The 24,393-nt window shown below is 51.5% G+C and carries 25 protein-coding genes and 3 tRNA genes; 17 read left to right on the forward strand and 11 right to left on the reverse strand.

Going from position 1 to position 24,393, the window contains the following annotated elements; translation table 11 throughout:
- Positions 1-4: 4 nt before the first annotated feature.
- The 4 genes from fliI to fliF are packed head-to-tail and all read right to left on the reverse strand — an operon-like array spanning position 5 to position 4,745.
- On the reverse strand, positions 5-1,375 hold the full coding sequence (gene fliI / locus HVZ52_RS09075; RefSeq protein WP_016153490.1) for a flagellar protein export ATPase FliI: 1,371 nt from the start codon (positions 1,373-1,375) through the stop codon (positions 5-7).
- Positions 1,375-2,082: a flagellar assembly protein FliH gene (gene fliH, locus HVZ52_RS09080; RefSeq protein ID WP_046274966.1), complete on the reverse strand. Its 708-nt coding sequence runs from the start codon at positions 2,080-2,082 to the stop codon at positions 1,375-1,377. The genes fliI and fliH overlap by 1 nt, the downstream gene beginning before the upstream one ends.
- Positions 2,075-3,070, reverse strand: coding sequence for a flagellar motor switch protein FliG (gene fliG / locus HVZ52_RS09085; RefSeq protein WP_016153488.1), 996 nt, complete (start codon positions 3,068-3,070; stop codon positions 2,075-2,077). Before fliG ends, fliH begins: the two co-directional genes overlap by 8 nt.
- On the reverse strand, positions 3,063-4,745 hold the full coding sequence (gene fliF, locus HVZ52_RS09090) for a flagellar basal-body MS-ring/collar protein FliF (protein WP_016156841.1): 1,683 nt from the start codon (positions 4,743-4,745) through the stop codon (positions 3,063-3,065). Before fliF ends, fliG begins: the two co-directional genes overlap by 8 nt.
- Positions 4,746-4,961: 216 nt before the next feature.
- Here fliF and fliE point away from each other — a divergent pair, with 216 nt between their 5' ends.
- Complete coding sequence (gene fliE / locus HVZ52_RS09095) at positions 4,962-5,276, forward strand: flagellar hook-basal body complex protein FliE (RefSeq protein ID WP_016153486.1); 315 nt, start codon at positions 4,962-4,964, stop codon at positions 5,274-5,276.
- A gap of 45 nt (positions 5,277-5,321) precedes the next feature.
- Here the strand turns inward: fliE and yedF are convergent, their stop codons facing one another.
- Positions 5,322-5,555, reverse strand: coding sequence for a sulfurtransferase-like selenium metabolism protein YedF (yedF, locus tag HVZ52_RS09100; RefSeq protein WP_000790504.1), 234 nt, complete (start codon positions 5,553-5,555; stop codon positions 5,322-5,324).
- Positions 5,552-6,757: a selenium metabolism membrane protein YedE/FdhT gene (gene yedE, locus HVZ52_RS09105; protein WP_019077070.1), complete on the reverse strand. Its 1,206-nt coding sequence runs from the start codon at positions 6,755-6,757 to the stop codon at positions 5,552-5,554. Before yedE ends, yedF begins: the two co-directional genes overlap by 4 nt.
- Before the next feature lie 185 nt (positions 6,758-6,942).
- On the opposite strand from yedE, the gene yedD reads away from it, so the two are divergent.
- Positions 6,943-7,356 (forward strand): lipoprotein YedD, encoded by a 414-nt coding sequence (gene yedD, locus HVZ52_RS09110; protein ID WP_016153484.1) that lies wholly within the window; start codon positions 6,943-6,945, stop codon positions 7,354-7,356.
- Positions 7,357-7,396: 40 nt separating this feature from the next.
- Here yedD and amyA read toward each other — a convergent pair whose 3' ends face one another.
- The 4 genes from amyA to fliD all read right to left on the reverse strand — a co-directional run bounded on the left by amyA (position 7,397) and on the right by fliD (position 11,147).
- Positions 7,397-8,884, reverse strand: coding sequence for an alpha-amylase (gene amyA, locus HVZ52_RS09115; protein WP_181599158.1), 1,488 nt, complete (start codon positions 8,882-8,884; stop codon positions 7,397-7,399).
- Positions 8,885-8,952: 68 nt separating this feature from the next.
- Positions 8,953-9,324, reverse strand: coding sequence for a flagella biosynthesis regulatory protein FliT (gene fliT, locus HVZ52_RS09120; RefSeq protein WP_003030458.1), 372 nt, complete (start codon positions 9,322-9,324; stop codon positions 8,953-8,955).
- Positions 9,324-9,731, reverse strand: coding sequence for a flagellar export chaperone FliS (gene fliS / locus HVZ52_RS09125; RefSeq protein ID WP_181599159.1), 408 nt, complete (start codon positions 9,729-9,731; stop codon positions 9,324-9,326). The genes fliT and fliS overlap by 1 nt, the downstream gene beginning before the upstream one ends.
- 15 nt (positions 9,732-9,746) lie before the next feature.
- Positions 9,747-11,147, reverse strand: a complete 1,401-nt coding sequence (gene fliD, locus HVZ52_RS09130) for a flagellar filament capping protein FliD (RefSeq protein ID WP_103928336.1) — start codon at positions 11,145-11,147, stop codon at positions 9,747-9,749.
- 255 nt (positions 11,148-11,402) lie between these two features.
- On the opposite strand from fliD, the gene HVZ52_RS09135 reads away from it, so the two are divergent.
- The 9 genes from HVZ52_RS09135 to sdiA all read left to right on the forward strand — a co-directional run bounded on the left by HVZ52_RS09135 (position 11,403) and on the right by sdiA (position 19,859).
- On the forward strand, positions 11,403-12,665 hold the full coding sequence (locus HVZ52_RS09135; RefSeq protein ID WP_181599160.1) for a FliC/FljB family flagellin: 1,263 nt from the start codon (positions 11,403-11,405) through the stop codon (positions 12,663-12,665).
- A 79-nt stretch (positions 12,666-12,744) separates the two neighbouring features.
- On the forward strand, positions 12,745-13,947 hold the full coding sequence (fliB, locus tag HVZ52_RS09140) for a flagellin lysine-N-methylase (protein ID WP_181599161.1): 1,203 nt from the start codon (positions 12,745-12,747) through the stop codon (positions 13,945-13,947).
- A 196-nt stretch (positions 13,948-14,143) separates the two neighbouring features.
- Positions 14,144-14,863, forward strand: a complete 720-nt coding sequence (fliA, locus tag HVZ52_RS09145; RefSeq protein WP_016153479.1) for an RNA polymerase sigma factor FliA — start codon at positions 14,144-14,146, stop codon at positions 14,861-14,863.
- Positions 14,864-14,920: 57 nt separating this feature from the next.
- On the forward strand, positions 14,921-15,472 hold the full coding sequence (gene fliZ, locus HVZ52_RS09150; RefSeq protein WP_016153478.1) for a flagella biosynthesis regulatory protein FliZ: 552 nt from the start codon (positions 14,921-14,923) through the stop codon (positions 15,470-15,472).
- 100 nt (positions 15,473-15,572) lie between these two features.
- A complete protein-coding gene (gene tcyJ / locus HVZ52_RS09155) occupies positions 15,573-16,373 on the forward strand; it encodes a cystine ABC transporter substrate-binding protein (protein ID WP_181599162.1) in 801 nt (266 codons plus the stop codon).
- A 106-nt stretch (positions 16,374-16,479) separates the two neighbouring features.
- Positions 16,480-17,466: a D-cysteine desulfhydrase gene (gene dcyD, locus HVZ52_RS09160; RefSeq protein ID WP_181599163.1), complete on the forward strand. Its 987-nt coding sequence runs from the start codon at positions 16,480-16,482 to the stop codon at positions 17,464-17,466.
- A gap of 21 nt (positions 17,467-17,487) precedes the next feature.
- Positions 17,488-18,156, forward strand: a complete 669-nt coding sequence (tcyL, locus tag HVZ52_RS09165) for a cystine ABC transporter permease (protein ID WP_003030474.1) — start codon at positions 17,488-17,490, stop codon at positions 18,154-18,156.
- Complete coding sequence (gene tcyN / locus HVZ52_RS09170; RefSeq protein ID WP_003030477.1) at positions 18,153-18,905, forward strand: L-cystine ABC transporter ATP-binding protein TcyN; 753 nt, start codon at positions 18,153-18,155, stop codon at positions 18,903-18,905. The genes tcyL and tcyN overlap by 4 nt, the downstream gene beginning before the upstream one ends.
- A gap of 231 nt (positions 18,906-19,136) precedes the next feature.
- The gene (gene sdiA / locus HVZ52_RS09175; RefSeq protein ID WP_016156833.1) at positions 19,137-19,859 is read left to right on the forward strand and encodes a transcriptional regulator SdiA; all 723 of its coding nucleotides are present in this window, start codon (positions 19,137-19,139) and stop codon (positions 19,857-19,859) included.
- A gap of 66 nt (positions 19,860-19,925) precedes the next feature.
- Here the strand turns inward: sdiA and HVZ52_RS09180 are convergent, their stop codons facing one another.
- Positions 19,926-20,150 carry a DUF2594 family protein gene (locus tag HVZ52_RS09180; protein WP_016153474.1) on the reverse strand — a complete coding sequence of 75 codons (225 nt, stop codon included), beginning with the start codon at positions 20,148-20,150 and terminating at the stop codon, positions 19,926-19,928.
- Positions 20,151-20,608: 458 nt separating this feature from the next.
- On the opposite strand from HVZ52_RS09180, the gene uvrY reads away from it, so the two are divergent.
- The 6 genes from uvrY to HVZ52_RS09210 all read left to right on the forward strand — a co-directional run bounded on the left by uvrY (position 20,609) and on the right by HVZ52_RS09210 (position 24,149).
- Positions 20,609-21,265: a UvrY/SirA/GacA family response regulator transcription factor gene (gene uvrY, locus HVZ52_RS09185; protein ID WP_006684079.1), complete on the forward strand. Its 657-nt coding sequence runs from the start codon at positions 20,609-20,611 to the stop codon at positions 21,263-21,265.
- Positions 21,262-23,094: an excinuclease ABC subunit UvrC gene (uvrC, locus tag HVZ52_RS09190; protein WP_053389331.1), complete on the forward strand. Its 1,833-nt coding sequence runs from the start codon at positions 21,262-21,264 to the stop codon at positions 23,092-23,094. The genes uvrY and uvrC overlap by 4 nt, the downstream gene beginning before the upstream one ends.
- Positions 23,095-23,149: 55 nt before the next feature.
- Positions 23,150-23,698: a CDP-diacylglycerol--glycerol-3-phosphate 3-phosphatidyltransferase gene (gene pgsA, locus HVZ52_RS09195; RefSeq protein ID WP_016153472.1), complete on the forward strand. Its 549-nt coding sequence runs from the start codon at positions 23,150-23,152 to the stop codon at positions 23,696-23,698.
- A 151-nt stretch (positions 23,699-23,849) separates the two neighbouring features.
- A tRNA-Gly gene (locus tag HVZ52_RS09200) sits at positions 23,850-23,925 on the forward strand.
- Positions 23,926-23,976: 51 nt separating this feature from the next.
- A tRNA-Cys gene (locus tag HVZ52_RS09205) sits at positions 23,977-24,050 on the forward strand.
- Positions 24,051-24,062: 12 nt separating this feature from the next.
- Positions 24,063-24,149 (forward strand) — tRNA-Leu (locus tag HVZ52_RS09210).
- The last annotated feature ends 244 nt before the right edge of the window (positions 24,150-24,393 follow it).

Here is a 24,393-nt window from a genome sequence, read left to right on the forward strand (position 1 = left end):
TTACTCACACACCAGGGAAAATCAGTTCTAACGCGTGCAGAGAATCTTCCCAGTCCGCCCGTTCAAAAATGCCTTGCTGTAAGAATGCTTCCAGTTGTGGCCATAGGGCGATGGCTTTATCCAGCATGGGATCGCTGCCTTTGGCATACGCCCCCACGCTGACCAGATCGCGGTTGCGCTGGAAGCTGGATAGCAGCTGTTTAAAGTTTCGTACCCGTGCATAGTGTTGTTCACTAATAAGCGCGGTCATGGCGCGGCTGATCGAGGCTTCAATATCGATGGCCGGATAGTGACCCGCTTCGGCCAGATGACGGGACAGCACAATGTGGCCGTCCAGAATCGCGCGCGCGGAATCCGCAATGGGGTCCTGCTGGTCGTCACCTTCGGTCAGTACCGTGTAAAACGCGGTAACGGAACCGCCGCCGTGAATACCGTTCCCGGCGCGTTCGACCAGCGCCGGTAATTTGGCGAATACTGAGGGGGGATAACCTTTCGTTGCCGGCGGCTCTCCGATCGCCAGGGCGATTTCACGTTGCGCCATCGCGTAGCGGGTGAGGGAATCCATAATCAGCAATACGTGCTGTCCACGATCGCGAAAATCTTCGGCGATACGCGTGGCATAGGCCGCGCCTTGCATACGTAACAGCGGCGAGACATCTGCGGGAGCAGCAATCACCACCGAGCGTGCACGACCGTCGGTACCGAGAATATTTTCAATAAAATCTTTAACTTCGCGACCACGTTCGCCAATCAGACCCACGACGATAACATCGGCCTGGGTATAGCGCGCCATCATGCCGAGCAGAACGCTTTTACCGACACCGGAACCCGCGAAAAGTCCCATACGCTGACCGCGACCGACGGTTAACAACGCGTTGATGGGGCGTACGCCGGTATCCAGGACGTGTTCAATCGCGGTGCGTTGTAGCGGGTTAAACGGCGGCGTAATCAGTGCCCCGGTTTCGGTGGTATCCGGGGCGGGCAGACCGTCGAGCGGTTTTCCGCTACCGTCAAGCACACGACCCAGCAATGCAGGACCAAGCGGTAATTGCTTCCCGCTTTGCAGACCTTCTCCGGCAATGTTCTTCGCGTAAACGCGCGCGCCGGGCAGAACGCCTTCAACCTCTTCGAGGGGCATCAGAAACAGACGCTGACCGTTAAAGCCCACGACTTCACTTTCGACCTCCTGGGTTTCGTTGCCGTCCTGGCGTTCAATAACGCAGGTGGCGCCCAGCGGCAACTGTAATCCCGTGGCCTCCAGCACCAGCCCAGTGGCGCGGGTCAGGCGACCGTAACGGCGCACCGCAGGCAGCAGCGACATTTTCTCTTCGAAGCTGTCCAGCGTGTTGAGCCAGCGAGTCAGGCGAGTGGTCATTACACGACTCCCGGCGCTGCCAGACGGCAGAGTTCTTGCCAGCGCGTGGCAACGCTGGCATCCAGATCGCCTTCATCGGCAGAGACTTTACAGCCGCCGTGATGCAGCGTCGGATCGCCGCGCAGCCGCCAGCCGTGCAGGCTGAGGGTCGCACCGAGCATTTCTTCTACACGCTGGAGATCGTCCGGATGTACGCGTAGCTGCGGTTTACCGCTAAACAGCGGTTCTTGCTGCAACAGCTGTTGGATTTGTTTAATCAGCGCAGCGTTATCCACAATAGGCGTCTGACCTATAACCTGACGCGCAGCTTCCAGCGCCATTTGCATCAGACGCGAGGCAATGACGCTGTCCAGCGCGTCCAGCGTATTCTGAAACTCGCTCACCAGTTGCTGCATGCGGGCGTGGATCGGCGCATGCTGAGCGCGCGCCTGGTTCTGGCCTTGCTCCAGCCCCTGACTCAGGCCTTCCTGATAACCTTGTTCGTGGCCTTTTTGTCGACCTTCCGCCAGACCCGCGTTATAACCTTGCTCATGGGCCTGCAGTTGCAGCTGTGCGAGCTGCTGTTCAAGCTGTTGCTCTGCGGAAAGCTCTGGTTCTTCTGTTTCTTCTGACAGCGGGGTTTCGCTGTGGTCAGCCAGGACGAACTCCGCCATCGGTGGGGCGAGGTCGTCCGGGGTCCAGACTTTCCACGGCAGTTCGTTAGACATAGGTATCCTCGCCGCTGCCTATCACCATCTCGCCGGTTTCCGCCAGACGACGCACAATAAGCAGAATGGCTTTCTGTTCGTTTTCCACCTGCGACAAACGCACCGGACCGCGGTTGGCGAGGTCGTCGCGCAGAATATCGGCAGCACGTTGCGACATGTTGCGCAGGAACTTCTCGCGCAGCGGCTGTTCGGCACCTTTCAGGGCAATCAGCAACGATTCGGAATCCACTTCCTGCAGCAGGCGCTGGATACTGCGATCGTCGACATCCACCAGGTTCTCGAACAGGAACATCTCGTCGATAATTTTCTGCGCCAGCTCGCCGTCGAATTCGCGTACGGCGGTAATAACCGCTTCTTCCTGCTGGGTTTTCATCAGGTTGATAATTTCTGCCGCCGTTCTCACGCCGCCCATTTTGCTGCGCTTGAGGTTCTGGCCATCGAGTAGGCCGTTGAGTACCTCGGTCAGTTCTGCCAGCGCGGCAGGCTGTACGCCGCCAAAGGTGGCGATACGCAGCATCACGTCGTGACGTAAACGCTCGTCGAACAGCGCCAGTATATCGGCAGCCTGGCCCCGCTTGAGGTGCACCAGAATGGTGGCGATAATCTGCGGATGCTCGTCGCGGATAAGGTCGGCGGCGCTTTGCGGCTCCATAAAGTTAAGCGTTTCAATGCCGCTGGTGGTATCGCGGGTTTCCAGAATATCTTCCAGCAGACTGGAGGCACGTTCCTCGCCCAGCGCTTTCACCAGCACGGAGCGCAGATATTCGTTGGCGTTGATATTCAGCGCGGCAAACTGTTCGGCTTCTTGTTCAAATTCGGCCAGCACTTCCGTCAACTGCTTGTTGGAAATCTGGCGAACGTTGGCCATCGCCGTACTGAGCGCCTGAACTTCGCGCGTGGAAAGGTGCTTAAACACCTCCGCCGCGCGATCTTCGCCAATGGTCATCAGCAGGATGACGCTTTTATCGGTACCGGTAAGATTACTCATGATCGTTACTCATCCACTGGCGAATGACCAGCGCCACGACGCGCGGATCGTTATCTGACATTTCACGAATACGCTGACTCATGACTTCTGCTCCCAGACGCTGATTAGTACGACGCTGCTGGGTTTGTTCGTCTTTGCTGAGGCGAACTTCTACCGCTTCTTCGGTTTCCTGACGGACACGCGTTTGTTCTTGTACGGCTTTCGCTTCTTCACTGCGACGGACCAACTGCGGACGAACGGCTTTCCGCCACAGGATCCACGCCACCAACAGAACCAGCAACCAACGACCTGCGGACATTAACTGATCAATAAAGAACGGCTGTTTCCAGAACGGTAGCTCGCCAATGGAATCGTCGGTCGCCGTGAAGGGAGAGTTCACCACGTTCAGGGTATCGCCACGCTTGTCGGAGAATCCCATCGCTTCGCGGGTTAGATCCTCAATCTGTTTCATCTGCTCGGCGGTTAACGGCAACGGTTTGCCGTCTGGTAACGTTTTGTAGTTGACCACGACAGCCACCGAGAGACGCTGCACATCGCCAACGTTCATTTTGGTATGGCGAATGGTGCGGTCAACTTCATAGTTGCTGGTTTCATTGCGCTGAGTATTGCGCGGGCCGGCATTATTACTGTTATTCGCCGTCTGTGCGTTTTGCGTATTTTGCGCGTTTTGCTGATTAGCGGGTGGGTTGGCGATTGGCGCAGTATTTGCCGGAGCGGGCTGATTTGACAACGCGCCCGGTACGCCGCCTGGTGCTCCGCTACCGACCTGCTCACTGACGTTCAACTGACGAGAACGCAGCACGGCCTGGGACTCATCACCGTTTGGACGGTACTGTTCTTCGGTTTGCTCTTTGTTGGCAAAATCCAGCTGCGCGGTGACCTGCGCATGTACATTACCGTTGCCGACAATCGGCGACAGAATCGATTCGATACGACGCTGAACGCGGCCTTCGACGTCGCTGGCGTATTTCAGCTGCGCATCGTTAAGATCGCGGCTACTGGTATTCGACTGGGTTAACAGATGCCCCGCCTGGTCGACCAGCGTAACGTTGCCCGGCGGCAAGCCTGCAACAGCGCTGGAAACCAGATGCGTGACCGCACTGATCTGACCTTCATCCAGCGCGCGACCCGGCTCCAGGTTGACGGTGACGGAGGCTGAAGGCGCTTTTTGCTCACGCACAAACAGCGACGGTTTCGGCATAGCCAGATGCACGCGGGCGCGTTTTACCGGTCCCAACGTTTCAATCGTACGGGCTAATTCACCTTCCAGCGCGCGCTGGTAGTTGACCTGCTCGCTAAACTGGCTGATACCAAATTTTTCCTGATCCAGCAGTTCAAAACCCACCGCGCCGCCTTTGGGCAGACCTTGCTGCGCCAGACGTAAACGCAGTTCGTGGACTTTATCGGCAGGAACTTCAATGGCACCGCTTCCCTCAGTAAAACGGTAGGGAACGTTCATCTGCGTCAGTTGGGTGACGATCGCGCCACCATCCTGATCGGAAAGATTGCTGAACAGCGTGCGGTAGTCAGGCGCTTTGGCCCACAGGACCATTGCCACGATGATCGCGACGGCAGCGGCTCCCGCTACAATCAGAGGAATTCTGGGATTCGCGCGCAGGCGGTTTAACCACTCGAGAGGTTTAAGCTGGGTTGCAGTCGATGCTGTCGCACTCATCTCGCACCTCGTGGCTTATCGTGGACGGCGTTTTTTGCAAAGTGGAACAAGACTCACTCCCGGGTCAGCAAACTCGAAAAATTGACGGTCTCATTATTTGCGGTTTCGAATTTTTCTATGCGTTAAAAACCGTGGTTTTTTATCGTTATTTAACGCCTTTATCTTATTGACTAACTGGTAATCTCAACTACGTAAAAAATTATCCAGGGGATCAGAATGTCGGCAATACAGGGGATTGAAGGGGTCATCAGCCAGCTACAGACCACGGCGATGTCAGCAAAAATGCAGGATATGCAGCCACAACCGACCGTGAGCTTTGCCGGTCAACTGCATGCGGCGTTAGACAGGATCAGCGATGTACAAACCGCGTCCCGTGTGCAGGCTGAGAAATTTACCCTCGGTGAACCGGGTATTGCGCTGAACGATGTGATGACCGATATGCAAAAAGCGTCGGTATCGATGCAGATGGGGATCCAGGTGCGCAACAAACTGGTGTCGGCGTATCAGGAAGTGATGTCGATGCAGGTGTAGCAAGCCGAACATTCTCCCGCTGCGTCGGGCAACGGGAGAATCGCATTACTTCTGAATTAAATAACGAATCGTTGGACCATCCTGCTGAATATCCAGCACCGTATAGCCGTGATTACGCGCATCCAGTGGAATATTGTTGATTGACTGCGGGCAATCGCTCACCACTTCCAGAATCTCACCTTTCTTCAATTGCGGCATCGCTTCCAGTGTGGCGACAGCCGGGTACGGACACGGCTCGCCGACCATATCGAGGCGATAATCAGGCACGATATTTTTCATACAGACTCCTTGGCAGGCGTCAGCCCAGCGCGACGGAAGAAGCGTTTTTCCCAGCCGATGATGAGCATCAGCGCGGTAAATAACAGCAGATAGGTTACCAGCAGGCCACCGAGCGGGCCGAAGGTGTTGAGCAGATTCACTTTGTCCCAATTGGTGGCAAGCGCGGGAGCAAAATCATCCCAATAGTAGGCCAGAATGGTCGAGCCAATAACGTTGCCCAGACCCACCCACCAGTAATGCACCTGGCCTTCAACGGCGCGGTACATCCAGCCCGTTTCACACCCGCCCGCCAGAACAATGCCGAAGCCGAACAGCAAGCCGCCGATCACCGCATTCGGACCTGCCCACATGATTTTAGGCTCGACGCCCAGTTGCACGTAGCTAAAGATACCAATGGCGCTGACCGCCATCCCGAAGATGATCGCTTTCGCCATATGGGTGCGACCGGAAATCCACAGGTCGCGGAAGGCGGAGGTGAAGCAGATTTGCGCCCGTTCAATCAGCAGCCCGAACCCGACGCCGAACAGCATGGCCAAACCAAGTTTGGGCTTATCCATTGCAGTGAGTAGCGCCCAGCCGATCATGGCGATAAACACCAGCATGCCGAGGCGGAAACGGCGACGGGCCTGATCCGGCTTTTGCGTTAACGGAGAAGCGGCGGAGACTTTCTGCATTTTGACCGGAATACGAAACATCGGCAGCAGGGTAAAGCGTGCGCCAAACCATGAGCCAATAGCCGTTGCCAGGGCGAAAAACCAGGCGTGTAGCGAGAACTGTGGAATACCGGTGAAGAATGCGGCCAGGTTACAGCCCATTGCCAGCCGGGCACCGAATCCGGCAATCATCCCGCCGACAATCGCCTGCATAATGCGCACCCGACTGCGCGGCATGCGTAATTTGACGTTGTTTGCCCACAATGCGGCAGCAAAACAGCCCCCGAACATACCGAGGATCATCATGCCGTCAATGCGGGTCAGGGGTGAGCCTTCGAGATGGATCAGCTTGTAGTATCCCCATTCTTCGGCGTGAACGCCAAACAGTTGCAGGATTTGACCACCCCAGCGAGTGAATTCGCCGGTAACGGCCCAGAAGGTTCCCGTAATGCCGAAATAGTAGGTAGAGAGAATACCCGCTGCGATGACCGCAGGGGCGGGGGCCCAAAATTTGATTAACCAGGCCTGTTTGAAGTGTTGCCATGACATGCGTTGTGCCTCTGAACTCAGAAGGTATGTAACAAGAAGTGTGGATACTACACCGATCAGAATTTTTGACTATGAGTAATAGGAGCTAACACCGTCTGGATCAATCTTTCTCAACCCTGCCGAAAGGCTGGCGACATCAGGCCTTTAATGCCACAATCCCATTTTCTTCGCATGCAGGATGAATGATGAAAAAATTAGCAATCGTTGCTGTATTTCTGGCGCTTACCGGATGCGCCGAAGTAGAAAATTATAACGACGTGGTGAAAACGCCAGCGCCAGCCGGTCTGGAAGGATACTGGCAGTCAAAAGGTCCGCAACGCAGTCTGGTGAGCCCGGAGGCGATTGCCAGCCTGGTGGTAACAAAAGAGGGCGACACGCTGGATTGTCGCCAGTGGCAGCGAGTGATCGCGCTGCCGGGGAAACTGACGATGATCTCTGGCGATCTCACCAACGTGACGGTGAAACGCGAGCTGTATGAGATTGAGCGTGAAGGCAATACGCTGGAATATGACGGTATGACGCTGCAGCGGGTCGACCGTCCGACGCAGGAATGTGCTGACGCGTTAAAGAAAACGCCGCTGGCCACGCCACTGCCATAAGCTATACGCCCCGGTAGCCCACGGCCACCGGGGTTGAGCTTTATAACACGTCTTCAATCACCCACACGCTGACGCTACCGCCGTTACAATAAAACGTCGCTTCACCGTTTTCATCGGTGACCACGCTTTCTTCGCGATTTCCCAGATAGTCGCGCCAGGTTTTATTCCCGTAATTCGCACCGAGATTGATGGTCTTTTCCCCGTCATCGCCGTTAGACAGAACAACCACACAGCCGGGATCGTCGTCCGTTCCGCTGCGGCTAAAAGCGATACAGTTAGGGTGATCGAAAAAGAGCGTCTGTACGCCGTGCGCGAAGCGCTGGCGCGCGAGGATCAGTTCATCAAGCTGTTCAATGATCGGCATGTCGATAGGATAGGTTTCGCCATCTCCCCCGGTGTCTTCGTAATGTGCCCCGTAGAGGTCAGGATAAAACACTGACGGCACGCCGTTTTCGCGCAACAGGATCAGCGCATAGGCCAGCGGCTTAAACCACGGTTCGACAGGGGCTTCCAGCGCCTGCAAGGGCTGAGTGTCGTGATTGGCCACCAGGGTGACGGCATGAAACGGATCGGCTTCCACCAGGGTGTCGGTGAAAATCTGACTCATGTCGTAATCGCGACCCTGACGAGAGGCTTCGTGGAATTTCATCTGCAAAGGGGCGTCGAATAGCATAGTTTTCCCCTCCACCTGATTAATGTAGGTTTGCAGCTTGTCGACTTCATGCGACCAGTATTCCGCGACGATAAACAGCGGCTTGGGGGCGACTTCCTGCACATGCTCAATCCACTCTTTATAAAACCATGCCGGAATATGTTTCACGGCATCTAACCGAAAGCCGTCACACTGGGTTTGCTCCATCACCCAACGCGCCCAGTATTTGATCTCTTCGGTGACCGCGTGATTGCGAAAATCGATATTTTCGCCCATCAGATAATCAAAATTACCCAACTCATCATCAACCTGATCGTTCCAGCCTTCGCCGGTGTAGTCGTTCACGATTTTAAAAATGCCGTCTTCGGTTGGGTTTTCGATATGGTCAATACCGCTGAAGCATTTAAAGTCCCAAATGAATTGCGAGTACTGGCCCGCGCGGGCAGGGAAGGTGTAGCGCGTCCAGCCTTCGCATTCGACGATCTCATCGTCTATTTGCGTGCGGTCCTCGGCGTTAACCCGCTGGACACGAATATGCTCTTTTTCATCTGCACCCATCTTGTGGTTAACCACCACGTCGAGCAGTACGGCAATATCATTGTGTTTTAGCGCGTCTATCGCCGCCAGCAGCTGGTTTTTATCGCCATATTTGGTGGCGATGGTTCCCTTTTGGTCGAATTCGCCCAGATCAAACAGATCGTAGGAGTCGTAGCCAACGGAATAGCCGCCGGATGCGCCTTTATAAGCGGGAGGTAACCACACCATATTGATGCCGATGTCATTGAGTCCACCTGCGCGTTCGGCAAGTTCGGGCCAGAGTTGACCGCCCTCGGGGTAATACCAGTGAAAATACTGCAATAACGTGGGATTTTTCATCTTCCGTGCTCCAGAAGTCGTTTGGCCGACCTCTGGAGTATGGAAGATTATTCAGACGAGACGGGAAATTATTGTGGTGCAGTGGGGGCGTCGGGAACTAACAGCATGCCGGAAAGACGGCCATAAGCGTTATTTAGCGTCTTTTGGCGCGTCGACTGACCGATGAGATTGCTGAGTTCATCCAGACGCTGCTGTAACAATGTTTTGAGCAGTTGTTCGTTATCCAGCGTCTGTTTAATGTACCCGGCCACTAAATCCTGAATACTTCGCGTAATGCCTGGTGGAGTTTGCTCTTCCATGACCACTTCAATACTTTGCAGATAGGTAACTTCCTGTTCCAGTAAAAGGTCCCATTCACCGCGCTGCGCCAGTTCCAGCAGTGAGTGACTGAGCAGCGCGATGCGCTGCCAACGGTTGATAAACTCCACGGCTGAGGTCATTAACGAGACTCCTGGGAAGATGCTTTCGGTGAGATCTGTTTCCAGGCATCTGCAATGTTGCCGAGTAACCCTTCGACTTCTTCAATGGCCTGACAATCATTACGCAAGTTAGCTTGCAGTAAACGGCGAATCATATAGTCGTACAGTGAAGACAGATTGGTGGCGATTTCGCCGCTATTCTCTTGATCAAGTCCTGCCTTCAGGCCATTGTCGATAATATTAATGGCTTTACTTAACGCCTCACCTTTGGCGACGATATCACCCTGTTGCATAAACAGGCGAGCGCGCACCAGGGCGCTGTTCGCGCCGTCAAACAACATTTCAATCAGCTGATGTGGGCTGGCGCTCATCACGGCGCTTTCCACGCTGACCTGTGCATAGGCTTTGGTACCGCTCGCGGTATACATGCTTACCTCGTGTTATCAGGATTTATTCATCGCTGTAAATTGTTGGCCCAGATAGGTACTGGTGTTATTCAGTTTGCTCATCATGCTATCAAGCTGGGTAAACTGCGCCGTATAACGCGCAACCATGTCGTCAATGCTGGCGCTGACTGACAGATATTGTTTGGTCAGTTTTTTCAGCGTGGCGTTAATGCTGTCTTGCGCATTGTCGATAATGCCGTCATCGGCGAGATAGCTTTTTACTTCAGCGGCAATTTTGGTGGTGATGCCGGTTTCTTTACCGTCGCCAGCCAGCAGTTCGCGAACAGAGGCGGTGTTTTCATCCAGCGCTTTTTTCAGCTTGGTATCATCGATGGACATCTTGCCGGTTTTGCCATCTTGTTTGATGCCGATTTCATTCAGTGTCTTAAAAGCACCTTCAGCACCGGAGTTAGCAAACTGTGCACGAATGCCTGTCTGAATCGTACGTACTACGCTGTCACCGACCAGCGCGCCGTTGTCTTTGTCCTGACCTTCCGCACCTGCATCTACGGCTTTATATTTGGTCAGCGTATTAAAGGTATCGATCAGTGAGTTATAGGCATCCACCCAACCTTTAATCGCTTCCGTGGCTTTCTCATTGCTTTTCGTCACCGTTACGCGCGCGTCGGTAACTTTTTTGGTCAGTTCCAGCGTAACACCCTGCGGGGCATCGGTGACTTTGTTGCTTTGACGTTCAATATCGATACCGTTCATCGTGAGCTTGGAGTTCTGGGCCTGAACCAGCTCAGTCATTTTTCCTGTACCGGTCGTGCTGTCGTAAGCCAGCATATCGTTAAGCTTGCTGTCGCCCTCAACAGAGATGGTCATCTTGCTGTCCATACCTTCGGCTGCGGTCAGCACCAGTTTGAACTCGCCGTCTTTCACCTTCACGATACTGGCGGAGATACCGCTATCGGTATCGTTAATTGCCTTGCTGATATCATCCAGCGTGGTCTTATCTTGGGAGAGTTTAATCTCCAGCGGCTCTTTACGGCCCGGCTGCTCAATTTTAATGGTACGTGTGGCGGAGCCATCACCCAGAGCCTCTTTGTTTGAGGCCACCGATGTGGTGCTCAGCGATTGTGCCTGCGCCAGTTGCGTGACGCTGATGGTATAAATACCCGGTGCCGCGCCTGCTTCGGTGGTGACTTTCAGGTCTTCAGTACTGCTCGTCACATTACTGCTTCTGAACAACTCCGGTTTATTTAACGCGGTATTGGCCGTCTGGAACTTTTCCAGCGCACTCTTCAGCGTACCGTAAGCCGTCAGACGGGCAGTATTGTCGGTCTGTTGCTGAGTAATTGGATTTAGACGTTTTTTCTCAGCAATAGTCAGGTTGTTTAGCAACGTGTCCAGTGGTAAGCCTGAGCCTACGCCTAATGATGTAAATGAAGCCATGCCCGATTCCTTGTGATTGCAAACAATTGTTATGCGGGTTATCGGCAATCTGCGCGCAAAGTTTAATGATAGTTTTGTCAAAATAATGCGCGGAATAGTGGTGCATATAGAGGGTATTTCGCGGGCTAAGAAAAAAAACGACAGAAAGTAAAAATTTTCTAAAGTTCGAAAATAAGGTGCCGATACATGGGTTACGGTGAGAAACCGTGGGCAACAGCCCAATAACATCGAGTTGTAATTGATAAGGAAAAGATCATGGCACAAGTCATCAATACAAACAGCCTGTCGCTGTTGACCCAAAACAACCTGAACAAATCTCAGTCCGCACTGGGCTCCGCAATCGAACGTCTGTCTTCCGGTCTGCGTATCAACAGCGCGAAAGACGATGCGGCTGGTCAGGCGATTGCTAACCGTTTCACCTCTAACATCAAAGGCCTGACTCAGGCTTCCCGTAACGCCAACGACGGTATCTCTGTTGCCCAGACCACTGAAGGCGCGCTGTCTGAAATCAACAACAACCTGCAGCGTGTTCGTGAACTGTCCGTACAAGCCGCTAACGGTTCAAACTCAGAATCTGACCTGTCCTCTATTCAGGATGAAATTAACCAGCGCCTGGCAGAAATCAACCGTGTATCTGAGCAGACCGACTTCAACGGTAAAAAAGTTCTGAACCAGGACGGTCAGTTGACTATTCAGGTTGGTGCAAAAGATGGTGAAACCATTACTATTGATCTGAAAAAAATCGACAAGGCAAGTTTAGGCTTAGATAAGTTAGATGTAACTAAAGTTGCTTCAACAGTAAAAGATAAAGCTGTCGTTAGCATGGATATTACCTTGGAAGATGGTAATTTCGATGACAAAAAGGCTACTACACCGATCGTTGCTGATTTAGAACTATATAAAGACACAAACGGTGCAATTTTCGCTAAAGATACTACAACTAATAAATATTATGCAGCGAAAGTTGACAATAACGCAGGTAAAGTTACTTTCGATAGCACTGCCGAAAGTACTCCAACAGGGGCAACCACTAAAGTAGATTCCATTAAAAAGGATATTACAGCGTCTACTGCTAGTTTTGCTGATGGTGAATCCCTTATCAAATATACTGAAAATGGTAAAACGGCATTAGCTAAGCAAGTAGTCAATAGTGCGACTGGTGAAACAACCTTCTTCAAAGCAACAGTTAACGCAACGACTGGCGCGCTTTCTTTTGCGACAACTGCATCCGCTTTGGATATTTCTGTTGATCCTCTTGCAAAAATCGACGATGCCCTGAAAACTGTTGACGGATTCCGTAGTCAATTAGGTGCTGTTCAGAACCGTTTTGAATCTGCAATCACCAACCTCGGTAACACTGTCAACAACCTGTCCTCTGCCCGTAGCCGTATCGAAGACTCCGACTACGCGACCGAAGTGTCTAACATGTCTCGTGCGCAGATCCTGCAGCAGGCAGGTACTTCTGTCCTGGCACAGGCTAACCAGACCACGCAAAACGTACTCTCTTTACTGCGTTAATCCATCGATTGGGTTACTTAGTAGTCAGAGACAATAAAGGCAGCGAAAGCTGCCTTTTTTCTATACTGGAGTCTGAATAATGCAAGAAATAACCGTTACCGAACCGGCTTTTGTTAAGGCCTTCCAATGCTCTGGAACACAATGCCGCGATCATTGCTGTAAAACATGGCGTATAACTCTGGATAGGTCAACGGTGAAAAAATATATTTCCAGTAAAGACGATAGTATTAGGGGAATTGCAAAGGAGAACATCATTCTCCTAAAAAAAGATATAGATAACTGGGGATTAATCAAACTTAATGAAGCTAGCGGGAACTGTCCTTATCTGACCGAAGACAGCCTTTGCCAGGTCCAAAAAACGCTTGGCGCCGAAGCATTAAGCACGACATGTAAAACATTTCCGCGAAGTGAACGTATCTACAAAAACGATGTGAGAAAAACATTAAATCTGTCGTGTCCGGAAGTAGCGAGTTTAGTCCTGACTGATCCCAATGCGATGGTTCTGAATGAGAGCAGTAAAATTGTGCCTAATGCTTATACTGCACCGGTATTTTCTCAGCAACAAAAACTGCTTAATCTTTTCTGTCTGAGCCTTGTGGAACAGGCAGGGAGTGAAGTGAATGTGGGGCTATATGCACTTATTAAACTTACTTTATGCGTTAAGAAGTTTAATCAGATTGATAATGTGGCGCTGTCTGAAGTTGAGCAAATTTATCACGCGATTATGGCTCAGATTCAGTCAGTTGAGTTAAAAGAAGAATTATCGGCATTTTCAGCGGATAACAATGTTAAGGTCACTTTAGTGCTCTTGCTTCAGGATTATTTCCGCAGTCTTCCGGTAAGCCGTGCTAATGGAGTGCTCAACTATTATATCCAGTGTCTCCTGAGAACATTGACCCAAGAAGAAAATCACTCTGTTGGGGAGGGGGTCGCTAAACTTGAGTCCACATGGCAGAAGGTTTATGAACAGCAAGGTGAGAGTGGATTCGATCTTAAAAACTTCATTTTGTATAAGATTTGGGAGAATAATTTCCCGAATCAAAAAAATGTAGATCCACTACGTACCTTGTACATGATCAGTGTTGAGTATTATTTTATCAAAATATTGATCGCCGCGAGCGCTTACGAAAGAACGTACCTGGAGAAGGAAGATGCGATCAATATCGTCTATAGCTTCCATTCACTAAGTCAGCATAATCCTACCGTGCATGAAAACTTCCACAAGCACATCGAGACCGTCAGAACAGGTGATGACCTGTCGATGATTCATCTCTTGACATAATTTTAACGGGGATGCGTGAAAACGCATCCCTCGCAGACTAACTATTTGATTTATTATTGATTATTTCTTATTCGAAATAACGCCATCAGCTACATAAGTGAAATAACCCTTCTTTTATAGCCTTATTCCTCCGATAGAACCCCCTGCAGAAACGGATAATCATGCCGATAACTCATTTAACGCAGGGCTGTTTATCGTGAATTCACTGTATACCGCTGAAGGTGTAATGGATAAACACTCGCTGTGGCAGCGTTATGTACCGTTGGTGCGTCACGAAGCATTGCGCCTTCAGGTGCGTTTGCCGGCGAGCGTAGAACTGGATGACCTGCTACAAGCGGGCGGCATCGGGTTATTGAATGCAGTCGACCGATATGACGCTTTGCAAGGAACGGCATTTACCACTTACGCAGTGCAGCGTATTCGTGGAGCGATGCTGGACGAACTACGTAGCCGGGATTGGGTGCCGCGTAGCGTTCGGCGCAATGCTCGCGAAGTGGCACAGGCGATGGGGCAACTGGAGCAGGAATTAGGGCGTAACGCGACGGAAACCGAAGTGGCGGAGCGTCTGGCTATTCCTGTGCAAGAGTATCGTCAGATGTTGCTTGATACCAATAATAGCCAACTCTTCTCCTACGACGAGTGGCGGGAAGAGCATGGCGATAGTATTGAGCTGGTGACGGAAGAACATCAGCAGGAAAACCCGTTACAGCAGCTACTTGAGGGTAACCTCCGCCAGCGCGTGATGGACGCGATCGAAGCGTTGCCGGAACGCGAAAAGCTGGTGTTAACGCTGTACTACCAGGAAGAGCTGAATCTGAAAGAGATTGGCGCGGTACTGGAAGTGGGGGAGTCACGGGTTAGCCAGTTGCACAGTCAGGCCATCAAACGTCTACGCACCAAGCTGGGTAAGCTATAGGGGTACATCATTACCCCTGAACAATGCCGCATTACGAATTGACTACCAGGAGTTCTCATGACGGTGCAGCAATCAAAAAGACGGCCTCTAAGCCGCTACCTCAAAGATTTCAAACACAGCCAGACGCATTGCGCCCATTGCTTTAAGTTGCTCGACAGGATCACGCTGGTTCGCCGCGGGCAAATTGTGAATAAAATCGCCATCGCCCGACTGGACACGTTGCTGAATGAAGCAGAGTGGGAACAGGAGAAAAAAGAGTGGGTGGCGCTGTGTCGTTTTTGTGGTGATTTGCACTGCAAAGAGCAGAGCGACTTTTTTGACATTATCGGCTTCAAGCAATTTTTATTCGAGCAGACCGAAATGAGTCACGGCACGGTACGCGAATACGTTGTGCGCCTACGTCGCCTCGGGAATCATCTGACCGAACAAAATATCTCTCACGATCTGCTGCAGGAAGGGTTTCTCGACGAAAACCTTGCCCCGTGGCTACCGGAAACCAGCACCAACAATTACCGCATCGCCTTGCGTAAGTATGAGCAGTTTAAAGCCCATACGCATATGGGACATATGCAGAAATCCTCCTGGACAGCCAGTTCTGATATATATTAAAAACGAATAAGGTGTAACAGAGTCGTGTTTGTGGATCACGGCAAACGCTTTACACTGTAGTCATAAATGATAGTCACTAATGACAATATTCGGGGTAACTATGAAATTAGCACTTCTGGGACGTCAGGCTCTGATGGGTGTAATGGCTGTTGCACTTGTCGCCGGAATGAGCGTGAAGACTTATGCAGATGAAGGTCTGTTAAATAAAGTTAAAGAGCGCGGCACGCTGCTGGTGGGCCTGGAAGGGACCTATCCCCCGTTTAGTTTTCAGGGCGATGACGGCAAGCTGACCGGTTTCGAAGTGGAGTTTGCCGAGGAACTGGCCAAGCATCTTGGGGTGAAAGCCACGCTGAAGCCGACCAAATGGGACGGTATGCTGGCTTCTCTTGATTCCAAACGCATTGACGTGGTCATCAACCAGGTGACTATCTCTGATGATCGTAAGAAAAAATACGATTTCTCTACCCCGTATACGGTCTCTGGTATCCAGGCGCTGGTGAAGAAAGGCAATGAAGGCGTTATTAAGACTGCTGCCGATCTGAAAGGTAAAAAAGTCGGCGTGGGTCTGGGAACCAACTATGAAGAGTGGCTGCGCCAGAACGTGCAGGGCGTGGATATTCGTACCTATGATGATGACCCGACCAAATATCAGGATCTGCGCGTAGGTCGTATCGACGCCATCCTGGTTGACCGTCTGGCCGCGCTGGATCTGGTGAAAAAAACCAAGGATACGCTGGCCGTTACCGGTGAAGCATTCTCCCGCCAGGAGTCCGGCGTGGCGCTGCGTAAAGGCAATGAAGATCTGCTGAAAGCGGTGGATGCAGCCATTACTGAAATGCAGAAAGACGGTTCGCTGAAAGCCCTGTCTGAAAAATGGTTTGGAGCAGATGTGACGAAATAATCGTCATCTGATGAAAAAAGGCGCCTTTAACAGCGCCTTTTTTTATTTCATTGCGCCTGAACGTGCATAATAAAAGAACATCACAACAACGAATACCGGAGGCTGTATGCCGCTGCATAATTTAACGCGCTTTCCACGTCTGGAATTTATTGGCGCGCCAACGCCACTCGAATATCTTCCGCGCCTCTCAGATTACCTCGGGCGTGATATTTTCATTAAACGCGATGACGTCACGCCGATGGCTATGGGCGGCAATAAGCTGCGTAAGCTGGAGTTTCTGGCCGCAGACGCGCTGCGTGAAGGCGCGGATACGCTGATAACCGCGGGTGCGATTCAGTCTAACCACGTTCGCCAGACGGCGGCGGTCGCCGCTAAGCTTGGCCTGCACTGCGTGGCGCTGTTGGAAAATCCGATAGGCACCACTGCCGAAAACTATCTCACCAATGGCAACCGTCTGCTGTTGGACCTGTTTAATACGCAAATTGAAATGTGCGATGCGCTGACCGACCCGAATGCACAGCTGCAGGATCTGGCGACGCGGATTGAAGCGCAAGGGTTCCGCCCGTATGTGATCCCGGTTGGGGGGTCCAATGCACTGGGTGCGCTGGGCTATGTGGAAAGCGCGCTGGAAATTGCCCAACAGTGTGAAGGGGCCGTTTCGCTCTCTTCCGTAGTGGTGGCCTCGGGCAGTGCGGGAACCCATGCCGGACTGGCCGTGGGCCTGGAGCAATTGATGCCAGACGTCGAACTCATCGGCGTGACCGTCTCACGCAGCGTGGCGGATCAAAAGCCCAAAGTTGTTGCACTGCAGCAGGATATTGCCCGGGAGCTGGAACTGACGGCCTCAGCGGAAATCCTGTTATGGGACGATTATTATGCGCCGGGCTACGGTACGCCAAACGAAGAGGGCATGGAGGCGATAAAACTGCTGGCGCGTCTGGAAGGCATTTTGTTGGATCCGGTGTATACCGGCAAGTCGATGGCGGGTCTGATTGATGGCATCAGCCAGAAACGCTTCAAGGATGAAGGGCCAATTCTCTTTATTCATACTGGTGGGGCGCCTGCGCTGTTTGCCTACCATCCTCACGTGTAACGACCAGGTAGAAAAACGCTAATGCATGAAAGTATCCAACTGGTGATTGATTCTCTGCCGTATCTGCTCAAGGGCGCAGTGTTTACGCTGCAACTGAGTATCGGTGGGATGTTCTTTGGCCTCGTGCTGGGGTTTATCCTGGCGCTGATGCGTCTGTCGCCGCTGCTGCCTGTGCGCTGGCTGGCGCGCTTTTATATCTCTATCTTTCGCGGAACGCCGTTGATTGCCCAGCTGTTCATGATCTATTACGGTCTGCCGCAGTTTGGTATTGAGCTTGATCCTATTCCGGCGGCGATGATTGGCTTGTCGCTTAATACGGCGGCCTACGCTGCGGAAACGCTGCGCGCGGCAATCTCCTCCATCGACAAAGGGCAGTGGGAAGCGGGTGCCAGTATTGGGATGACGCGGTGGCAAACCATGCGCCGGGCAATCCTGCCGCAGGCTGCGAGGGTTGCGCTCCCACCGCTGAGTAACAGCTTTATCAGCCTGGTGAAAGACACCTCTCTGGCCGCGACTATTCAGGTACCGGAACTGTTCCGTCAGGCGCAGTTGATTACCTCGCGTACGCTGGAGGTATTCACGATGTATCTGGCAGCCTCGTTGATTTATTGGGTGATGGCGACGGTGCTTTCTGCACTGCAAAACTATTTTGAAGAGCAACTGAATCGCCAGGAGAGAGAGCCGAAATGAGTGCTATCGAAGTCAGAAACCTGGTCAAAAAATTCCATGGGCAAACGGTGCTGCATGGGATCGATCTTGACGTCAAACCCGGTGAAGTTGTGGCGATTATCGGGCCGAGCGGCTCGGGCAAAACTACGCTGCTGCGCAGCATTAATTTGCTGGAGCAACCGGAGGCGGGCACCATTAAGGTGGGTGAGATAACCATTGATACCGCGCGTTCATTAACTCAGCAGAAAGGTCTGATTCGTCAGTTGCGCCAGCACGTGGGCTTTGTGTTCCAGAACTTTAATTTGTTCCCGCATCGCACGGTGCTGGAAAACATTATTGAAGGTCCGGTGATTGTTAAAGGCGAACCGAAAGCCGAAGCGACAGCCCGTGCGCGCGAACTGCTGGCGAAAGTTGGGTTAGCTGGTAAAGAAACCAGCTATCCGCGGCGTTTGTCCGGCGGGCAGCAGCAGCGCGTGGCTATTGCCCGGGCATTAGCGATGCGCCCCGAGGTGATTCTGTTTGATGAGCCTACCTCCGCGCTTGATCCTGAACTGGTTGGTGAGGTACTTAATACCATCCGCCAACTGGCGCAGGAAAAACGCACCATGGTGATTGTGACGCATGAAATGAGCTTTGCGCGCGACGTTGCCGATCGGGCGATATTCATGGATCAAGGACGGATAGTGGAGCAGGGGCCAGCTAAATCCTTATTCACGCATCCGCAGCAACCGCGAACCCGTCAGTTTCTTGAAAAGTTTCTGATGCAATAAATAGTGCATGCAGCACTCGTCGAAATTGTTTTTTGGCGAGTGCTGTTCGCATAACTATTTATAATTATTGCTTTATTATTAACTCCCAATACTGTTACTTCCTGCCGTCGTTGAGTAATGCTCAAGTAATTGTTCATTTGTCCGATAATTTGCATATATAAAATACATTTATGTGTTAGCTTGTTTCATATGTTTGGATGATTATCAATCTCAGGGGTATTACCACTTAGTATGCAGGGTCATGATTTCTTCACCTGGCGACGGAGTATGCTGTTACGCTTTCAGGAAATGGCGACGGCAGAGGATGTCTATAATGAATTACAACAACAGACGCAGCATTTAGAGTTCGATTTTTACGCGCTCTGTGTTCGTCATCCCGTACCTTTTACCCGACCTAAAACGTCGCTTCACACGACCTATCCCAAAGCATGGGTGGCGCATTATCAGTCCGAGAATTATTTCGCTATTGATCCGGTGCTGAAGCCTGAAAACTTCAGTCAGGGGCATTTACCCTGGAACGATACCTTATTTCGCGATGCACAGCCCCTGTGGGATGCCGCGCGCAATCACGGTTTACGTAAAGGGATGACGCAATGCTTAATGTTGCCTAATCGGGCGTTGGGTTTTTTATCGGTATCGCGTGCGAGTGTCCGTAATAGTCGCTTTGCAAACGATGAGGTAGAGCTCAGGATGCAACTGCTGGTGCGGGAAAGCTTGTCGGTACTGACGCGGCTGCAAGATGACATGGTCATGGCGCCAGAGATGCGCTTTAGCAAGCGGGAAAAAGAGATATTGAAATGGACGGCAGAGGGGAAAACCTCTTCAGAGATAGCGATAATTCTGTCGATTTCTGAAAATACCGTTAACTTTCACCAGAAAAATATGCAAAAGAAATTTAATGCACCCAACAAAACGCAGATCGCCTGTTATGCTGCGGCAACCGGGCTGATCTGAGTAAATTATCGTTCTGAGTGTCAGACGCAAACCCGGCTGAGAGCATCGCTGTCAGCCGGGTTCTTATTACTGGCGGTAGGCCTGTTTAATTTGCTTAACAGTGCTGGAAAATACCGCAGCCTGTGATTGATCTTCAATCAGCGCGATCTGTTTTTCCATTTTAAGAATCACGCGCCCTGCATCGGCTTGGCCCATTGCCTGCAGCATCAGCGTTAACATGGCTTTCAGGCAGGTGACTTCATTGGCCAGTTCCTGGTTATTCTCAGCAGTGGAAAAGTCAGGCGTACTCATTTATTTTCCTCGTTATGTTTCAATGAAAAAGTGCGATGTCAAATCTTAAGGCGCCGGAGTATACCATAAGCGAGGCTAAAAATATCAGCGGTTGTTTTCTGCGCAGACATAAGCCGCGGACATTAAAATAAACAACATGTTGCACTGCATATATTTTCTCCATCTGTTGTTTATTTCGAGTATTTTACTCGTTAATTATTGTTACAACTTTAGCTGCCTATTTTGCATTCAACGGACGAATATGAATTTTTTGTCACTATTCTGAAACAGCTATGCAGATATAACCGTGGCAAAAGGTTGCCATAACAGAAAGTTTCCACTCGTCGTACCTTCTAATTTCCAAAAACGAGAGCAAAATCGAAAGACGGCGATTTTTACATTTCAAAGTTGAGATAAAACCCGTTAACATAGGACCGATTAACTATCGGTAGCGTTATCCCTATTCTGGAGATATTCCTTTGATCAACGTTTTTCTTGTTGATGACCACGAACTGGTGCGCGCAGGGATACGACGCATTCTTGAAGATATAAAAGGCATTAAAGTTGTCGGCGAGGCGTGCTGCGGTGAAGATGCGGTAAAATGGTGCCGCTCAAATTCCGTTGACGTTGTGCTGATGGACATGAATATGCCCGGTATTGGTGGCCTTGAGGCAACGCGTAAAATTGCGCGTTCAACGGCTGACATTAAAGTGATCATGCTGACTGTCCATACCGAAAACCCGTTACCTGCAAAAGTCATGCAGGCGGGAGCCGCGGGCTATCTCAGTAAGGGGGCTGCGCCCCAGGAGGTCGTGAGTGCGATTCGTTCGGTTTATTCTGGCCAACGTTATATTGCCTCCGATATCGCTCAGCAGATGGCGCTTAGCCAGATTGAGCCTGAGAAAACGGAAACCCCGTTTGCCAGTTTGTCTGAACGTGAGTTGCAGATTATGCTGATGATCACCAAAGGTCAGAAGGTCAATGAGATTTCAGAGCAACTGAATCTTAGTCCTAAAACGGTGAACAGCTATCGCTATCGAATGTTCAGTAAATTAAACATTCACGGCGATGTTGAGCTGACTCACCTGGCAATTCGCCATGGCCTGTGTAATGCGGAGACATTAACAAGCCAGTGACCGATCAGTTTGATGCCAAAGCGTTCCTGAAAACCGTGACCAGTCAGCCCGGCGTTTATCGTATGTATGATGACGCCGGGACGGTCATCTACGTCGGGAAAGCGAAAGACCTGAAAAAAAGGCTTTCCAGCTACTTCCGTAGCAACCTTGCATCGCGTAAGACCGAAGCACTGGTCGCGCAAATACAGCAGATTGATGTCACGGTAACGCACACCGAAACCGAGGCGTTATTGCTTGAGCACAACTACATCAAGCTGTATCAGCCGCGTTATAACGTTTTGCTGCGCGACGATAAATCCTATCCTTTTATTTTCCTCAGCGGTGATACCCATCCTCGCCTGGCAATGCATCGCGGGGCCAAGCATGCCAAAGGCGAGTACTTTGGACCGTTTCCTAACGGCTACGCCGTACGCGAAACGCTGGCGTTGCTGCAGAAAATCTTCCCTATTCGTCAGTGCGAAAATAGTGTTTATCGCAATCGCTCGCGGCCCTGTCTGCAATATCAGATTGGCCGCTGCCTCGGTCCGTGTGTGGCGGGTCTGGTGAGTGAGGAAGAGTATGCACAGCAGGTTGATTACGTTCGTCTGTTCCTGTCCGGGAAAGACGATCAGGTATTAACGCAGCTGATCGCCCGGATGGAAAAGGCCAGCCAAAATCTCGAGTTTGAAGAGGCTGCCCGCATTCGAGACCAAATTCAGGCCGTACGCCGCGTGACCGAAAAACAGTTTGTCTCTAATACCGGAGACGATCTGGATGTCATCGGCGTGGCGTTTGACGCTGGCATGGCCTGTGTGCACGTGCTGTTTATTCGCCAGGGTAAAGTGTTAGGCAGTCGTAGCTATTTCCCGAAAGTACCTGGTGGAACAGAACTCGGCGAGGTCGTTGAAACCTTTGTCGGACAGTTTTATCTGCAGGGAAGTCAGATGCGCACCTTACCCGGTGAGATCCTGCTCGATTTTAATCTTAGCGATAAAACCCTGCTGGCAGACTCTTTGTCTGAGCTGGCCGGGCGGAAGATCAACGTTCAGACGAAACCGCGAGGCGATCGCGCGCGGTATCTGAAGCTGGCGCGTACCAACGCGGCGGTGGCGTTAACCACAAAACTTTCCCAGCAGTCGACCATTACTCAACGCCTGACGGCGCTGGCATCAGTACTCAAGTTACCCGCAGTGAAACGCATGGAGTGCTTTGATATCAGCCACACGATGGGCGAGCAGACGGTAGCCTCCTGCGTGGTATTCGATGCCAATGGACCACTGCGCGCCGAGTATCGCCGCTATAACATCACGGGTATTACGCCGGGTGATGATTATGCGGCAATGAATCAGGTTCTCCGTCGGCGCTACGGTAAGTCGATTGAAGAAAGTAAGATTCCGGACGTCATATTGATCGACGGTGGGAAAGGTCAACTGGGGCAGGCGAAAGCCGTGTTTGCTGAGCTGGACGTTCCCTGGGACAAACAGCACCCGCTTTTGTTGGGCGTGGCAAAAGGGGCCGATCGTAAAGCTGGCCTGGAAACGCTGTTCTTTGAGCCGGAAGGTGAGGGCTTTAGCCTTCCGCCGGATTCGCCTGCATTGCACGTTATCCAGCATATCCGCGATGAATCTCACGATCATGCAATTAGCGGGCACCGTAAAAAACGGGCGAAGGTGAAAAGTACCAGCACGCTGGAGACTATTGAAGGTGTCGGGCCGAAGCGTCGGCAGATGTTGTTGAAATATATGGGCGGTTTGCAAGGCCTTCGTAACGCGAGTATTGAAGAAATTGCAAAAGTGCCGGGTATTTCGCAAGCTCTGGCAGAAAAGATCTTCTACTCGTTGAAACATTAGGCCCTCTGTAGCAACATAGGGGTAATTTTACTGACAACAGATAGTTATCCGTCATATGCAATTTAATATCCCTACGTTGCTCACGCTGTTTCGCGTCATCCTGATCCCATTCTTTGTATTGGCTTTTTATCTGCCATTCACCTGGGCTCCCTTCGTTTGTGCGCTGATCTTCTGTATTGCGGCGGTCACCGACTGGTTTGACGGCTATCTGGCGCGTCGCTGGAACCAAAGCACGCGTTTTGGCGCCTTCCTCGATCCGGTCGCTGATAAGGTACTGGTGGCTATCGCGATGGTGCTGGTGACCGAGCACTATCACAGCTGGTGGGTAACGCTTCCTGCCGCCACGATGATCGCGCGTGAAATTATTATCTCTGCGCTGCGTGAGTGGATGGCTGAACTGGGTAAACGTAGCAGTGTGGCGGTGTCCTGGATCGGCAAAGTGAAAACCACTTCACAAATGGCTGCGCTCGCATGGCTGCTGTGGCGTCCAAATATTTGGGTAGAGTACGCCGGGATCGCACTTTTCTTCGTCGCCGCGATACTGACGTTGTGGTCAATGTTCCAGTATTTGAGCGCTGCGTGGGGAGATTTGCTTGAACAGTGATCGTTTCGGCGCAAATTTCAGCAAACGATCGTCAGTGGTGAAAAATATCGTTGACTCATTGCGTCAGGTAAGTAGAATGCAACGCATCGAACGGCAGCACTGATTGCCAGACGATAACAAAATCAAGTGATTAACAAAGTTACTTGGTGATGCGGGAATAGCTCAGTTGGTAGAGCACGACCTTGCCAAGGTCGGGGTCGCGAGTTCGAGTCTCGTTTCCCGCTCCAAATTAAAGACATCGGCAATAGCGGATGTCGGCTGAAAAGCCAGAAGATTTCGGCGCGTTAGCAAAGCGGTTATGTAGCGGATTGCAAATCCGTCTAGTCCGGTTCGACTCCGGAACGCGCCTCCAATTTCTTCCCGAGCCCGGATGGTGGAATCGGTAGACACAAGGGATTTAAAATCCCTCGGCGTTCGCGCTGTGTGGGTTCAAGTCCCACTCCGGGTACCATGGGAAAGAATAGAATAATCAAAGCAATAAGCAGTGTCGTGAAACCACCTACGGGTGGTTTTTTTGTGCCTGAAATTTCCTGCTTCTCGCTCAGCGAACCTTCAAGATCAGAAATCCCTTGGTTTTCATCCTTTGTGCATTAAAGGCATCTTGGGTGTAAGGCAAGCGGGCACAACATAGATACGCCAACGCTATTGCAACTCTTACCGGTCTTGAACTAACAGGTTAGATGAAAACAAGCAGA

The sequence above is a fragment of the Citrobacter sp. RHB36-C18 genome, assembly GCF_013814485.1.
Lineage (GTDB): Bacteria > Pseudomonadota > Gammaproteobacteria > Enterobacterales > Enterobacteriaceae > Citrobacter > Citrobacter braakii.

What these genes read in the sequence shown, in the direction of transcription:
- HVZ52_RS09180 (WP_016153474.1), bottom strand. Translation starts at nt 20,150, where the DNA reads ATGAGTACGCCTGACTTTTCCACTGCTGAGAATAACCAGGAACTGGCC.
- pgsA (WP_016153472.1), top strand. Translation starts at nt 23,150, where the DNA reads ATGCAATTTAATATCCCTACGTTGCTCACGCTGTTTCGCGTCATCCTG.
- HVZ52_RS09135 (WP_181599160.1), top strand. Translation starts at nt 11,403, where the DNA reads ATGGCACAAGTCATCAATACAAACAGCCTGTCGCTGTTGACCCAAAAC.
- fliE (WP_016153486.1), top strand. Translation starts at nt 4,962, where the DNA reads ATGTCGGCAATACAGGGGATTGAAGGGGTCATCAGCCAGCTACAGACC.
- fliF (WP_016156841.1), bottom strand. Translation starts at nt 4,745, where the DNA reads ATGAGTGCGACAGCATCGACTGCAACCCAGCTTAAACCTCTCGAGTGG.
- fliD (WP_103928336.1), bottom strand. Translation starts at nt 11,147, where the DNA reads ATGGCTTCATTTACATCATTAGGCGTAGGCTCAGGCTTACCACTGGAC.
- fliZ (WP_016153478.1), top strand. Translation starts at nt 14,921, where the DNA reads ATGACGGTGCAGCAATCAAAAAGACGGCCTCTAAGCCGCTACCTCAAA.
- fliB (WP_181599161.1), top strand. Translation starts at nt 12,745, where the DNA reads ATGCAAGAAATAACCGTTACCGAACCGGCTTTTGTTAAGGCCTTCCAA.
- sdiA (WP_016156833.1), top strand. Translation starts at nt 19,137, where the DNA reads ATGCAGGGTCATGATTTCTTCACCTGGCGACGGAGTATGCTGTTACGC.
- yedF (WP_000790504.1), bottom strand. Translation starts at nt 5,555, where the DNA reads ATGAAAAATATCGTGCCTGATTATCGCCTCGATATGGTCGGCGAGCCG.
- tcyL (WP_003030474.1), top strand. Translation starts at nt 17,488, where the DNA reads ATGCATGAAAGTATCCAACTGGTGATTGATTCTCTGCCGTATCTGCTC.
- fliG (WP_016153488.1), bottom strand. Translation starts at nt 3,070, where the DNA reads ATGAGTAATCTTACCGGTACCGATAAAAGCGTCATCCTGCTGATGACC.
- fliI (WP_016153490.1), bottom strand. Translation starts at nt 1,375, where the DNA reads ATGACCACTCGCCTGACTCGCTGGCTCAACACGCTGGACAGCTTCGAA.
- tcyJ (WP_181599162.1), top strand. Translation starts at nt 15,573, where the DNA reads ATGAAATTAGCACTTCTGGGACGTCAGGCTCTGATGGGTGTAATGGCT.
- fliH (WP_046274966.1), bottom strand. Translation starts at nt 2,082, where the DNA reads ATGTCTAACGAACTGCCGTGGAAAGTCTGGACCCCGGACGACCTCGCC.
- fliT (WP_003030458.1), bottom strand. Translation starts at nt 9,324, where the DNA reads ATGACCTCAGCCGTGGAGTTTATCAACCGTTGGCAGCGCATCGCGCTG.
- fliS (WP_181599159.1), bottom strand. Translation starts at nt 9,731, where the DNA reads ATGTATACCGCGAGCGGTACCAAAGCCTATGCACAGGTCAGCGTGGAA.
- dcyD (WP_181599163.1), top strand. Translation starts at nt 16,480, where the DNA reads ATGCCGCTGCATAATTTAACGCGCTTTCCACGTCTGGAATTTATTGGC.
- yedD (WP_016153484.1), top strand. Translation starts at nt 6,943, where the DNA reads ATGAAAAAATTAGCAATCGTTGCTGTATTTCTGGCGCTTACCGGATGC.
- amyA (WP_181599158.1), bottom strand. Translation starts at nt 8,884, where the DNA reads ATGAAAAATCCCACGTTATTGCAGTATTTTCACTGGTATTACCCCGAG.
- yedE (WP_019077070.1), bottom strand. Translation starts at nt 6,757, where the DNA reads ATGTCATGGCAACACTTCAAACAGGCCTGGTTAATCAAATTTTGGGCC.
- tcyN (WP_003030477.1), top strand. Translation starts at nt 18,153, where the DNA reads ATGAGTGCTATCGAAGTCAGAAACCTGGTCAAAAAATTCCATGGGCAA.